Origin of the sequence: Nonomuraea sp. NPDC059023 (assembly GCF_042740095.1) — a bacterium.
Lineage (GTDB): Bacteria > Actinomycetota > Actinomycetes > Streptosporangiales > Streptosporangiaceae > Nonomuraea.
Window position 1 is genome coordinate 179254 of the sequence record NZ_JBHYIO010000009.1, and the last position, 13687, is coordinate 192940.

9 protein-coding genes are annotated in these 13687 nt (G+C 71.3%); 2 read left to right on the top strand and 7 right to left on the bottom strand.

Annotation, left to right across the window (positions count from 1 at the left end; translation table 11 throughout):
* Positions 1–61 precede the first annotated feature (61 nt).
* Positions 62–1159: an alpha/beta hydrolase gene (locus ACFWYW_RS17845; protein ID WP_379618382.1), complete on the top strand. Its 1098-nt coding sequence runs from the start codon at positions 62–64 to the stop codon at positions 1157–1159.
* A 20-nt stretch (positions 1160–1179) separates the two neighbouring features.
* Here the strand turns inward: ACFWYW_RS17845 and ACFWYW_RS17850 are convergent, their stop codons facing one another.
* The 6 genes from ACFWYW_RS17850 to ACFWYW_RS17875 are packed head-to-tail and all read right to left on the bottom strand — an operon-like array spanning position 1180 to position 10686.
* Positions 1180–2169, bottom strand: coding sequence for a hypothetical protein (locus ACFWYW_RS17850; protein ID WP_379641012.1), 990 nt, complete (start codon positions 2167–2169; stop codon positions 1180–1182).
* 11 nt (positions 2170–2180) lie between these two features.
* Positions 2181–3467 carry a hypothetical protein gene (locus tag ACFWYW_RS17855; RefSeq protein ID WP_379618378.1) on the bottom strand — a complete coding sequence of 429 codons (1287 nt, stop codon included), beginning with the start codon at positions 3465–3467 and terminating at the stop codon, positions 2181–2183.
* Positions 3468–3518: 51 nt separating this feature from the next.
* Entirely contained in the window at positions 3519–4748 is a 1230-nt protein-coding gene (locus ACFWYW_RS17860; protein WP_379618376.1) for a glycosyltransferase, read from the bottom strand.
* A gap of 22 nt (positions 4749–4770) precedes the next feature.
* Positions 4771–6249 carry an MFS transporter gene (locus ACFWYW_RS17865; protein ID WP_379618374.1) on the bottom strand — a complete coding sequence of 493 codons (1479 nt, stop codon included), beginning with the start codon at positions 6247–6249 and terminating at the stop codon, positions 4771–4773.
* On the bottom strand, positions 6246–9071 hold the full coding sequence (locus tag ACFWYW_RS17870) for an MMPL family transporter (RefSeq protein ID WP_379618372.1): 2826 nt from the start codon (positions 9069–9071) through the stop codon (positions 6246–6248). The genes ACFWYW_RS17865 and ACFWYW_RS17870 overlap by 4 nt, the downstream gene beginning before the upstream one ends.
* Positions 9064–10686, bottom strand: a complete 1623-nt coding sequence (locus ACFWYW_RS17875) for a fatty acyl-AMP ligase (RefSeq protein ID WP_379618370.1) — start codon at positions 10684–10686, stop codon at positions 9064–9066. The genes ACFWYW_RS17870 and ACFWYW_RS17875 overlap by 8 nt, the downstream gene beginning before the upstream one ends.
* A 116-nt stretch (positions 10687–10802) precedes the next feature.
* Here ACFWYW_RS17875 and ACFWYW_RS17880 point away from each other — a divergent pair, with 116 nt between their 5' ends.
* On the top strand, positions 10803–12041 hold the full coding sequence (locus ACFWYW_RS17880; RefSeq protein WP_379618368.1) for an MFS transporter: 1239 nt from the start codon (positions 10803–10805) through the stop codon (positions 12039–12041).
* A gap of 512 nt (positions 12042–12553) precedes the next feature.
* Here ACFWYW_RS17880 and ACFWYW_RS17885 read toward each other — a convergent pair.
* Positions 12554–13660, bottom strand: coding sequence for an NAD(P)/FAD-dependent oxidoreductase (locus tag ACFWYW_RS17885; RefSeq protein WP_379618366.1), 1107 nt, complete (start codon positions 13658–13660; stop codon positions 12554–12556).
* Positions 13661–13687 lie beyond the last annotated feature (27 nt).

Consider the following 13687-nt stretch of genomic DNA (forward strand, 5'->3'; position numbering starts at 1 on the left):
GCCGCGGGTTCATAGCCCGCCTCCGCGTGGAGCCCTAGCCTCACCGGCGGAGGAACCCACCATGCGATCGCGCGCCCTGACGGCCCTGGCCGTCACGTTCATCCTCGCCGCCGGAGCCACGCCCGCGGTGGCCGATCCCGACTGGTCGATCGTGCCGGAGGGCGGGCCGACGAAGGCGCCGGCCGTACCGGAAAACAGCCGGCGAAGCGCGCCCTGGCAGAAGGCGCTGCCCGGCAGCGCCCGGGTGGTGCGCGAGCGGTGGCTCGGGCCGCGCACGCTGGACATCCTCATCTCCTCGCCGTCGATCGGGCGGATGATGCCGGTACGCCTGCTGCTGCCCAAAGGCTGGTCGAAGTCGGCGAAGCGGACCTGGCCGGTGCTGTACCTGCTGCACGGCGGCGCCGACGACTACACCTCCTGGACCCGGATGACCGACGTCGCGGCGTTCACCGAGAACGTGGACGCGATCGTCGTCATGCCGGAGGCGGGACGGGCGGGAAACTACTCGGACTGGTACAACGGCGGCCGCGGCGGCACCCCGAAATGGGCCACCTTCCACACCTACGAGGTACGCCGCCTGGTGGAGATCGGCTACCGGGGCGGCACGCGGCGCGCCATCGCGGGCCTGTCCATGGGCGCCTACGGCGCGATGAAGTACGCGGCCCGCTACCCCGGAATGTTCCGCTTCGCCGGCTCCTACAGCGGCATCGTGGCCACCGGGCTCCCCGGCATCCCCGAGGTCATCATGAACGCGCAGGCCAGCGAGAAGCAGAACCCGAAGGCCCTGTGGGGCGACCCGGTCAAGGACAAGAAGGTCTGGACGATGAACGACCCGATGGCGCTGGCGCCGGGCCTGAAGGGCACGAGCCTGTACATCTCCAGCGGCACCACGAGCTTCCTCGGCCCGCTGGACCCGCCCGGCTCGCCCTGGCATCCGGCCCACCTGGGCGAACCGATCTCGGCGTACACGGCGAAGGCGCTGTCGCGGCGGCTGAACGGGCTCGGCATCCGGCACACGCTCAACCTGTACGCCAACGGGACGCACACGTGGCCGTACTGGACGAGGGAGTTCAAGGCGTCGTTCCCGATGATCCAGGCCGCGCTGGGAATCGGGAGGGGCGGGGCCAAGGACGGCTGGCAGCTCTCCAGCGGCCGTTGACCCCGCCCGACCTTCGGAGATCACCCGGGCGGGACCATGCCGTTCTTGGCCACCGGCACGGCCAGCTGGGAGCGGCCGGTGAGCGTCGCCGTCTCACCGGGAAGCTGCCCGAGCACGGGGTTGAGGTGGCGCAGGTTCAGCGTCACCGGCGCGGTGGTGGCGGCGTTGACGTCGTACTTCTCCAGGTCAAGCCAGCGCACGATGTTCAGCGTCGCGGCGGGGATGTTGTCACCGCGCTTCTGCACGGGCACGCAGAGCTGGCGGGCGGCGAGGACCTGCACGTTCGCCGGCGGGATGTTGCTCAGCACCGGGTTGAGCTGCCTGAGGTTCAGCGTCTTGTTCATGACCGGGTTGGGGGTGAAGCCGTAGCACTCGAGGTCGATGTGGCGGATCACCGAAAGGACCTCGGCGGACGGGAGCACGCCGTTCTTGGCCACGGGCACGCAGAGCTGTTGCGGCTGGTTCAGCACGACCTGCTTGCGCGGCTGGTCCTGAAGGACCGGGTTGAGGTGGTGGAGAACGATGGTCCTGTTGATCGACGGGCCGGTGATCCGGTAGCAGGACAGGTCGACGAATCTGACGAAGTCGAGGACGCCGGGCGGCGGAATCACATTGTTCTTCGCGACCGGGACACATAATTGTTCGCGGGCGCCGAGCGTGACCGTCTGAATGGGCAGGTCACCTAGTTGCGGATTGAGGTGCCTGAGCGTAATGGAGGTTGCGGGCGGCTGATACGGGTTTGTTTTGAAGCAGTCCAGATCCAGGTTGGAGACGAAGGCCCGCGGGGTGGGCAGCACCAGCGCCGTGGCGGGCGGCGCCACGAGAATCGCCGTCGCGCAGATCGCGAAGACGACGGATAACCAGCGTCGGACCATTGGGGTACCTCCTCGGTCGCGGGCCGTGCATTTGACGCCCTGACTTTCTGTCAGGAAATCGAGGAAGGCAAGGCCATTGTCCGCTCTTTGCCACGCAAAAGAAAAAGAAAAAGCCCGCGCCAGGCGCGGGCTCATTCTGATGCGGTTCAGGCGGCGCGTACGTACACCGTGGAGAAGACCTCGGAGAGCTTCTTCAGGTCGGTGGCCTGGTCGACCTCGGGCGTCGCCGGGTCGTAGATCGTGGCCAGCCTCGCCTTGACCGCGTCGAGCTTCTTGAGCTGCTCCCACGCGGCGTTGTCGGCGAGCTTGTCACCCAGGACCCGGTTGACCGAGCCCTTGGCGTCCTGCCAGCGGGTCCAGAGGATGACGGTCTCGGCGGCGTCGGCCTGCAGCGGGGTGGCGACGCGGTCGGTGATGGTCTTCGTGGCCTGTTCGGCGGTCAGCTGGGAGGCGCCGGGACCGGTGAAGACGGCGTCCTCGGCGGCGATCTGCGCCCAGGAGTCCCAGGCGCGGGCCCGGACCTGGATCCACTGGTTGCGCTGGGCCTCGGCGGCGTCGATCCGCCAGGTGGCGTACTCGGTGGACAGGTGGCCGTTGTCCAGGGCGAGCTGGTCGACCAGGCCCGCCTTCAGCCAGGCGCCGACCTTGTCGGGGTCGAGCAGCGGGTACTTCTTGCCGATCTCCGTCTTGCAGGCCTCGTTCGCGCCGCAGCCCAGGGCCGGGACGACGGTGTGGATGGCCAGCTTCTTGCCGGGCACGGCCTGGCGCAGCGCGTGGGCGGCCTCGGTGATGAACTTGTCGAGTTCCTCGGCGGTCTGCAGCGTCTTGTTGTAGCCGACCTGCGAACTGAACCGCACGCCCACCACGCCCGGCTGGGCGGCCAGCGCGGCGACCTTCTTGGCGGCCTCGGCCAGCTTTCCGGCCTTCCAGTCGTCGGCGAGCTCGGCGTCGATCCACACCCGCATGCCGTCGGTGCGCGCGGTCTTGGCGCTCTGCCCGGCCGCGGTCTTCTCGGCGGCGGCGGCCTCGGTCGCGGAGACCTCGTCGGGGTCGATGTGGCACTTGCCGCCGTCGGGGCAGGCGTCGGGCGTACCGCCGTCCTCTGAGCCCTCCACGTCGGGCGAGCCGACGTCGTGCATCTCGCCGTCGCCTTCGAGGTTGGGGTCGCAGGCGTTCTCGGCCTCGCTGCAGTCGACGCCGACCTCGCTGTTGGGCCCGGCGTTCTTCATGTTCTCGCCGTCGTTGTCCAGCCAGAACCTCGCGATGTCGGCGGCCTCCTCGGGCGTGGCCAGCCACGTGCACATGACGTAGGCGGGCGTGTCGCTCGACATGAGGTCGTTGCAGCTGCGGGGGTCGTCCGCCGACCAGGCGGGAATCCCGATGCCCAGCATCGACAGTGCGAGTCCGGTGACGATGAGCGGACGAAGTCGCATGGCACCTACTCTGGGAGGATCAAGGGGGCATGAAGCACACTACTGGGACGATCAGCTCTCTTCAATGAGATCCACAGCGTTCTTCACTCCGTTTTCAGCGCGCAGTAACCGCCCGATGTGCTGCGATTTTTCCTCATATTGCGGTACGGCCCGCAGCCGCGCAGCCAGTTCCCCCGCCACCAACCGCGAGATCGGCAACGGCGGCGGCCCCGCCCCCAGCGCCGCCACCCGCAGCCCCCAGAACGGCTGATCGGAGAAGAACGGGCACACCACGCCCGGCACCCCCGCCCGCAGCGCCGCACCCGTGGTCCCCGCCCCGCCGTGGTGCACCACGGCCCGGACCCGCGCGAACAACGCCTCGTGCGCCACCTCCCCCACCGGCAGCACCGACTCCGACCGCTCCACCGGCAGCCCCTGGACCACGGCCCGCACCCCGGCCAGCCGGAGCGCCACCCGTACCTGCTCGGCCGTCCACGCCGGATCACCCGGCACCATGCTCCCGAACCCCACGTAGACCGGCCGCGACCCCGCCTCCAGGAACGCCGTCAGCTCGTCCCCCAGCTTCTTCGTGTCCGAGGTCCAGTAGCCGGTCTGCCGCACATGATCCGGCCAGTCCGCCGGGCGCGGCACCACCTGCCCACTGAACCCACACAAAACCGGCACCCGATCCCGCCGATCAGCCGCGAACGGACTCCCCCGCAACCTGCCCAGCCCGAGCATCCGCGCCCGCAGCCGGTTCACCATCCGGCCGAGCACCAGCCAGCCGAGCCGCTCGACCAGGGCGTAGCTGGCCCGGTTCCCGAGGCGGCCCAGGGTCCGCGCGGGGACGAGCGGGTTCGGGAAGGCGGTCGTGGGGTGGCCGGGCTGGAAATGCAGGATGCGGTACGGCATGCCGTACCGGTCGTGCAGATGCCTGCCGAAGGCGCCGAGAGCGGGAGCGAGCACCAGATCGGCCTTCCGGCAGGCCGCGTCCACCTCGCTCACGAGCGTCTCGGCGAGCGGCTCGACCACGGCCCTGAACCCCCGCACGAACCCCAGCGGCCCACTCTCCAGCCAGGCCCGCCCCTCGGCACTCCCGGCCACCGCCACCGGATCCACACTGAGCCCCGCAAACCCCACCCCTGCCCCGACCCCGACCCCGACTCCGTCCCCGACCAGCGGCGCATATCGCCGCGCCGCCACGACCACCACGTCATGCCCGCGCCCGGCCAGCCCGTGGGCCAGCGCCACACAGGGCTGCACATCCCCCCGCGACCCGAGACCCAGCACAGCCACCCTCACGCCCCGCCCCTTTCCCGAACCCTCACGGCAGGCTCAGCAAGCTGACCAGCGCCCCGCCCAGCACGAGCGCGGCGGCGGCGAGCAGCCCGACGGTGTACCCGGCGGCGAACGTCCCCACGGCGTGCACCACCCCGCCGACCCCCGCGATCCCGAACAGCCCGGAGATCTCCCGGCTCACGCTGAACACCCCGCCCGCCACCCCGGCCCGCTCCTCCGGCACCGCACCGAGCACCGCCGAACCCAGCGGCATCGTCAACGCCGACCCCACCCCGATCGCGCAGACAGCGGGCAGCAGATCGCCCCACCCGTCCCCCGGCCGCAGAAAGGCCGCCACCACCATCCCACCCGCCACCAGGACGAGACCCGCCGCGACGGTACGCCCCGCTCCCGCCCACCGCTCCACCCACGGCACCAGCGGCGCGACCGCCACGACCAGCAGGGCCAGCGGCACGAACGCCAGCCCAGAGGCCGACGGCGTGAACCCGAGCACGTCCTGCAGAAAGATCGCGGTGTAGAAGAACACGCCGTTCACCCCGAGCCCCCAGAGCACCTGCGCCACCACGCCGCCACTGAAGCTACGGACCCGGAACAGCCCCAGATCCACCATCGGCCACGCCGCCCGCCGCTCCACCACCACGAACGCCGCCCCCGCCACCAAGGTCACCACCACCCCCGCGACAATGTCCGGCCGCGCCCAGCCGTACTCAGCCCCGTGGATCAACACAAAGGTCCCCGCCCCCAGAAACACCCCCGAACACACCACCCCCGGAACATCCACCCCCACCCAAACCCGCCCCCAGCCCCGAAACCCGGATCCGAGCCCACCATCGGTCCTGGAGCGGTACCCCGAGCGAGAACCGGAGCGGGACCCACAACCGACCCCAGCGTCGGTCCTTGAGCGGTAACCGAAGCCGAAGCTGGGTTGAGGGTCTGGGGGCAGTGCCACGAGCGCCAGCCCGATCACCGCCGCCCCCAGCGGCACATTGATCAGGAACACCCATCCCCAGTGCGCGTGCTCGCTCAGATACCCGCCAACCACCGGCCCGAGCGCCAGCGCCGCAGCACCGGAGGCCATCCACACCGCGATCCCCGCCGACCGCCGCCGTTCCCCGGCACCCGCCAGCACGGCCAACGTGGCAGGCAACACCATCGCCGCCCCCACCCCCTGCACCACCCGAGCCGCCACCAGCACCTCAACGGTCCCGGCCAATCCAGCGACCAGCGAAGCGACGCTGAACACCGCCATCCCCGCCACCAGCACCCGCCGCCGCCCCCAGAGATCCGCCAACCGCCCCCCGGCGAGCATCAACCCGGCAAACGTGATCACATACCCCGTGCCCACCCACTCCATGGCCGCCAGCCGCGCCCCCAGCTCCCGCCCCATCGTGGGCACCGCGACCGTCACCACCGTGTTGTCCAGCGTCGTCACGAACCCCGCCAGCCCCACCACCCCGAACAACCCAGCCCAAGCCCCCTCCACCCGGGTGGCGGCGACCGTCACGACTCAACCTCCACCCAAACCCACCCACCCGGCACAGCCCTGACCACCCTGGTACGGCCGGCCGTAACCTTGACCCACCCAACCTCCACATCCTTGACCGGCGCCGAAACCTCCCTCCGCGAGTAGGGCAACTTCCGCAAGGGCCCCCCTTCCTCCCCCCGAGCCCTCCCCACCAACGGCTCGCGCCCGGTCCCCCCGAACCCCAACCCGCGCCCGGCCACCGGCTCCACCTCACGCCCGGCTACCCCAGGCCCCCGCGCGCTCCCGGCCAGCGGCTCCACCTCGGGCCCTGTTACCCCGGACCCCCGGGCGCACCCGTCCGGCAGCTCCGGCTCGTGCTCCGCCGCCACGGGTTCAGGGTCGGTATCGGCCCCGAACACCACCCGCCCACTCACCCCGCCCTCGGAACCCCGGCCACCCAGTGCCGGGCTACCAGCGACGCGCTCGTGTCCTTGCACCCGCCCATCCACCGCAGGCTCGTCCGCGTTCTCCCAGTACCACCCGGGCCCGTCGGGGTTCGGCCGGATGACCCGAGCCGGTGCCGCGTCACCCGCGTCGCCCGCCGTACCAGAGCGCCGGACTCCACCGCCGTCCCGACCCGCCGACCCGGCGCCAAGAGCGCGGGCCGATACTCCACCGGCTGACTCGTCCCCATGGGGGTTGGGGAGGTGGAGGGATTGGAGCCGGCGGGGCGTCCACCAGTTGGCCCCGCCCATGAGGCGCATGGTGGCGGGCACCAGCAACGCCCGTACCAAGGTGGCGTCCACCACGATGGCCACGAACATCCCCACGCCCAGCAGCTTCACGATCGTGATGCCCGCCGTGGAGAACGCCCCGATCACCACAAGAAGCAGCAGGGCCGCACTGGTGATGATCCCGCCGGTCTTCTCCAGCCCGAGGGCCACAGCGGCAGCGTTGTCCCCGGTGCGCAGCCACTCGGTACGCACGCGGGACAACAAGAACACCTCGTAGTCCATCGACAGCCCGAACACCACCGCCAGGATCAGCACGGTCACGGTCGCCTCGATGGTCCCGGTCGGGGTGAAGCCGAGCGTGGAGGCCAGGTGACCGTCCTGGAAGGCCCAGACGATGACGCCGAAGGAGGCGCCGATGGACAGGACGTTCATGAGCAGGGCCTTCAGCGGCAGCACCACGGAGCCGAACGCCAGGAACAACAGCACGAACGTCACCCCGCCCACGACCAGCGCCATCCACGGCAGGACGGCGGTGAGGCTGGCCATCAGGTCCATCTGGGCCGCGGTGGGTCCGCCCACGATGACGGCGCGCGTGTTGGGCTCGGGCGCCATGGACCTGATCAGGGTGACGATCCGCTGGGCGCGGGCGGACATGGGGTCGGCGTCGTAGCGGACGGTCAGGCGGACGGCGCCGTTGGCCTGGGAGACTCCGGCCAGGTCGACGCCGGTGACGCCGTCGAGGGCGTCGATGCGGTCGGCGAACGGCTTCGCGTCCAGCGGGCTGACCGGGGTGACGGCGGAGACGGGCGTGTAGCCCTGGCCCACGGGTCCGGGGGCGGCGGGCTTCGCCGAGAAGTGGCGTTCGATGAGGACGTGCACGTCGATGGCGGCCATGGAGTTGCGCGCGAAGTCGCGGTCGACGGCCTCGGCGACCTGGCGGGACTCGGCGGCGGCGGGCAGGACGCGGTGGTCGACGTTGCCGAACTTCACGTGGGCGAACGGCAGCGCCAGCGCCACCAGCACCCCCATCACCCCAACGAGGTAAATAACGGGCTTTTTCATGACACTGGCGGCTATGCCACGCCAGAAGGTGCCGTTTCCCGTGAAGACCGGGACCACCCGCACCGCGTCCACCCGCCGCCCCAGCACTCCCAGCACCGCGGGCAGCACCACGAGCGCCGACAGCATGGCCACGAGCACCACCGCCGCCGCCCCGAGCCCGATCGAGCGCAGGAACATCTGCGGGAACAGCAGCAGCCCCAGCAGAGCCGTGGCCACGGTGAGCCCGGAGAACGCCACGGTCCGCCCGGCCGTGGCCATCGTGCGTACGACGGCCTGCTCGTTGGTGGCGCCCCGCCGTACCTCCTCCCTGAAGGCGCTCAGCACGAACAGCGAGTAGTCGATCGCCAGCCCCAGCCCGAGCATGGTGACGACGTTGAGGGAGAAGACGGAGACCTCGGTCACCTCGGTCAGCAGCCGCAGCAGGACCAGCGCGCCGAGCACGGACAGCAGCCCGACCAGCAGCGGCAGCCCCGCGGCGACCAGGCTGCCGAAGACGATCACCAGCAGCACGAGCAGCACCGGCATCGAGATGGCCTCGGCCCTGGCCAGGTCGCGGCCGGTCTGGTCGTTGAGCTCCTTGACCAGGGGCACCGAGCCGCCCACCTTGACCTGGAGGTTCTCGACGGCGAGGCGGTCCTTGACCTCGGCGTAGGCACGCTGCTTGGTCTGCGGGCCGCCGCGCAGGGTGATCAGCGCGTAGGTGGAGTGCTCGTCCTCGGAGACCATCCGGGGGGAGGCGGTGGTCCAGTAGGTGGCGAGCCTGCGCACGTGGGCGGCGGGCAGGCGGCGCAGCGAGTCGTGCACCGCCTTCTTGAACCTCGGGTCGGCGACCTTGACCTTCGGATGCCGGTAGAGGACGACCACGTCGGGCGAGTTGCCGCTGTACCAGGCGTCGTTCCAGCGGGCGGCCGTGGTCGAGTCGGCCTTGGGGTCGTCGAACCCGCCGTCCACCATCCGCCCGAACAACTCCATGCCGAACGGCGCGGCCAGCACCGCCAGGGCGAGGCTCAGCACCAGCAGCGTCCACCTGCCGCGATAGACGATCCGCCCGGCCGACTCAAACAAAAGCGTCCTCCAGGTAGGCCTGAAGGCAGGCCCGCCGCGCGATCTTCCCGCTGGATGTCCTCGGTACGGCTCCCGCCGCCGCCAGCACCACGTCGTGCACGGCCAGATCGTGCTTCCTGGCCACGGCGGCCCGCACGAGCCTGGCCACCTCGGACAGGTCAGCCTCCAGCCCGCGCCGGGAACGTTCGGCCACCACGACCACCCGCTCCCCCAGCTCACCCGGCACCGCGAAGGCCGCCACGTGATCGCGCCGCACCGCCTCACACGCCTCCTGAACGGTGGCCTCGATGTCCTGCGGGTAGTGGTTGCGCCCGTCGACGATGATCAGGTCCTTGATCCGCCCGGTCACGTAGAGCTCGCCCTCGTGGATGACCCCGAGGTCGCCGGTGCGCAGCCAGCCGGACCCGAACACCTCGGCGCTGCGCTCGGGGTCGCGCCAGTAGGCGCGGGCGACGTTCGGCCCCTGGACGCGGATCTCGCCGACGTGCCCGTCCGGCGCGTCGACGCGGACCCGCTGCCCGGTCGGCCGCCCGCAGGAGACGAGCGTGCTCTTGGCGCCCGACGTGTACGCCACCGCCCGCCCCTCCCCGAGCGCCTCCCGGTCGAACTCGGTGACCTTGGCGACCTCGTCACAGCCGACGGCCGAGACGAACACGGTGGCCTCGGCCAGGCCGTACGCGGGAGTGTGGGCCTGCGGCCGCAGCCCGCAGCGCGCGAACGCGGCGTGGAAGGCGGCGCCGGTGCCGGGCCTGACGGGTTCGGCGCCGTTGAGCATGACCCGCACGCCGGACAGGTCCAGCCCGTCCTTGTCGGCCTCGCTCACCCGCGCGGCGGTGTACTCGTAGGCGAAGTTGGGCCCGCCGGTATAGACGTCGTCGAACTCGCTGAGCAACCGCAGCCAGCGCACCGGGTGCATGACGAACGCGACCGGGTCCATGAACGCCACCTGGTTGCCCCCGACGATGGGCAGCGCGATGGTGGCGATCAGCCCCATGTCGTGGAAGAGCGGCAGCCAGAGCGCGGCGACGGAGGAGCGCGGCTTGGCGTCGAAGGCCTCCCAGAGCTGCAGGGCGTTGGCCTCCACGTTGCCGTGGGTGATCTCGACGCCGGTGGGCTGCCGGGTGGAGCCGGAGGTGTACTGCAGGTAGGCGAGGTCGTCAGGCCCGAGCGCCACCTCGTCCCATTCGTCGGCGAGCAGGTCGGAGACGGTGTCCACGGCGAGTACGGCCCCGCCGTCCACGAAGGCCCGCACACCGGGCAGCGCCGGCGTGGTCGTGAGCACGAGGGCGGGCTCGGCGTCGGTGTAGGCGCGGGCCAGCCGCTCGGCGTGGCCGGGCAGGTCGGGCGCGAACAGCGGCACCGCGACGACCCCGGCGTACAGGGTTGCGATCATGGCCACGACGTAGTCGAGTCCCTGAGGCGCGAGGATGGCCACCCGGTCACCGGGCCCGGCCAGTTCCCGCACGCGTACGGCCAGCGCGCGGGCCCTGCGGTCCACCTGCCGCCAGGTGAGCGTGTGCCACGCCCCGTCGCCCAGATGGTCCACGAAGGTGTAGGCGGGCGCGTCGGGAATCTCCCTGGCCCATCGGGCGACTCGCCGTATCAGCACGCTCACGATCCAGCAAATTATGGCAGATAGCACCGCGTTTCTTGCCAATCGCCTGCACATTCCAAAGCCGGTCTTGTTACCCACCGACAGAAATGTCGCAGGCAGGCGGGACAATGGCGCGAGTGCAGAGCTTTCGCCAGGATCTCGGGCTCCTCCGGGACCACCGCTTCGCCCTCCTGCTGTCGGCCAGGACCATCTCGGTCCTCGGCAGCGCCTTCGCGCCGGTGGCGCTGGCGTTCGGCGTGCTCGGGCTGCCAGGGGCGAACGCCTCCACCCTGTCGGTGGTGCTGACCGCCCAGTCGCTGCCGATGGTGCTGTTCATGCTGGTCGGCGGGGTGATCGCGGACCGCTTTCCCCGGCAGCTCGTCATGATGACCGGCGAGTGGGTCAACTGCGCCGCCTACTCCGCGCTGGCCGCGATGCTGTTCACCGGCTGGACTCCACTGCCCGCGCTGGCCACCGCCGCCGCCCTCGCCGGCATCGCGATGGCCGTGCTCTTCCCCGCCCTCACCGGCATCATCCCCGAGGTCGTGCCCGCCGACCGGCTGCAGACCGGCAACGCGCTGCTCGGCCTGGGCGCCAACACCTCCCGCGTGGCCGGGGCGGTGCTCAGCGGCATCACCGTGACACTGGTCGGCGGCGCCTGGGCGCTGGCGGTGAGCGGGCTGATGTTCGGCGTCTCGGGGCTGCTGATCCAGTTCCTCCGCCTGCCGGCGCACGTGCGGACCGGCGACGCGCGGCATTCGGTGCTGCGCGACCTGAAGGACGGGTGGAAGGAGTTCAGCTCCCGGCAGTGGCTGTGGGTGGTGGTGGCCCAGTTCTCCGTCATGATCATGGCCCTGCAGGCGGCCCACGGCGTGCTGGGGCCGCTGCTGGCCAAGGAACATCTCGGCGGCGCGGGCGCCTGGTCGGCCGTGCTCGCGGGGGAGGCCGTGGGCACGCTGGTCGGTGTGGTGGTGGCGTTGCGGCTGCGGCCCAAGCGGCCCATCCTGATCGCCACGCTGCTGTGTTTCCCGTCGGCGCTGCCGTACTTCCTGCTGGGGGTGGACGCGCCGCTGTGGGTGGTGGTGGCGGGAGCCTTCTTGCTCGGGATCTGCTTCGACGTGTTCGGCGTGCTGTGGCAGACCACGTTGCAGCGCGAGGTGCCGCCCGAGGCGCTGTCGCGGGTGAGCGCCTACGACGCGCTGGGGTCGTTGATGTTCGGGCCGCTCGGCTTGTTGCTGGCGGGCCGCCTGGCGGTCATGGTCGACGCGAGGTCGGCCATGCTGGTCTGCACGGCCGTGGTCGTGGTGTCGACGGCCGCGGCCCTTCTCTCACCGGGTGTACGCAACCTGCGGGCGCCGGAGTTCCCCGCGAAGTAGTCGTTGGCGCTCGGCTGGAACATCAGTGCCACCGCCCCCAGCACCGCGGTCAGGTGGAGCACCCGGCTCGCGCCCATGGCGAGGTCGGCCGCACCGGCCGAGGACAGGGCCTCCGCGAGGCCGCCGCCGGCCATGAAGTACCGGATCGGCTCGATGACCAGCGAGATCGTGCCGAACACGCCCAGGGTCGCGGTCAGCGTGAGCCTGGCCCAGTTCTTGCCCCTTCGCAGCGCGAGGGCGAGGTAGACGGCGGCAGCGTAGATCGCCAGGCGCAGGCCGAGACCTCCGGCGAGCTCGCCCACGCTCGCCTCGCCGCTGATCAGCAGGCCGCTGACGGCGATCGCGGTCTCGGCGGCGCCGAGCGCGACCGCGGTGAGCCACAGGCCCGCGGAGGTGCGGACGGAGTGCGGAGCAGACATCTTCGTTCCTTCCCGAGTTCCTTCCCGAAGTGTCCGCCGCGATCACCGTCCTGATCTGCCCCGCACTCCCCCGAAGTGCGGGTAGGGCTGGCCTTACCTGGAGTCTCCGCTGGTCCGCAGGCCTCTGGTCGGCACCCGCCGGCCCAGCCCGAAGCGGGCGTCCGGGGCGTGCTCGCCGTCCAGGACCCCGGCCACGTACGCGGCCAGCGAGGGCGCGTGCTTGAACCCGTGCCCGGAGTCCCCGCCCAGCAGCCAGACGCCCGGCGCGGTCTCGGCGATGATCCACTCCGCGTCGGGCGTGAGCGCGTACTGGCAGACCTGGCTGAACAGCACCGGCGCGCCGGCCAGCGAAGGGAACCTGCGCGCCAGATACGTCCTGGCCCGCTCCACGCCGGCGGCGTCCACGGTGCGCGGGCCGTGCTCCGGCTCGTACGGCTCGCCCTCCACGTCGGAGGTGGCCTTCATCCCCACCCCGTCCACGTCGCCGTGCCCGTAGAACGAGGCGCTGTGATCCACGAAGGCGGGCATGCCCGGCACGGTCCACGCGGCCGGCACCGCGAAGTGCAGCGTGTCCTGCTTGGTGACGGTCAGCGGTGCGTCGAACAGTTCCGGCATCCACGCCCCCGTCGCCCAGACCACCCGGTCCGCGGTGAGTGTCCGCCCGTCGACCACCACCCCGCCGTCCGCGGGCAGCGCCCGCGCCCTGACGAGCTCCGCCCCAGCCCGTACGGCCAGCGCCGCCGTCACCTGCGTGGCCCGCCGCGCCCTGATCACCCCGGCCTTGGGCTCCCAGAGCAGGAAGCTGAGCCCGTCGGGCCGGAACTCGGGGAAGAACCTGCTCCCGTCCGACGGCTCCAGCACCTCGCAGGGGATGTCCAGGTTCTTCAGCACCCGGGCGCTGGCCTGCTCCCACCCGTCGGGATCCTGGGCCAGCCACATCATCCCGGCCTCGTGGTAGAGCTGCTCACCGGCCCGTTCCTCCAGGCGGCGCCATCCGTCGAGCGCCTGCCAGAAGGACCGGGCGTACCACTCATCGTCTCCGTGCGCGGCGCGCAGCAGCCGGGTCTCGCCCGCGCTGGCCTGCCGTACGTGCCCGGGTTTGTGCTGTTCGATCAGCGTCACCTGCCAGCCTGTTTCGGCCAGCCGCAATGCCAGCGACGCACCCCAAATACCCGCTCCGACCACGATGACCGATTTCATGCCACCACCGTGGCCGCTCGACGCCAC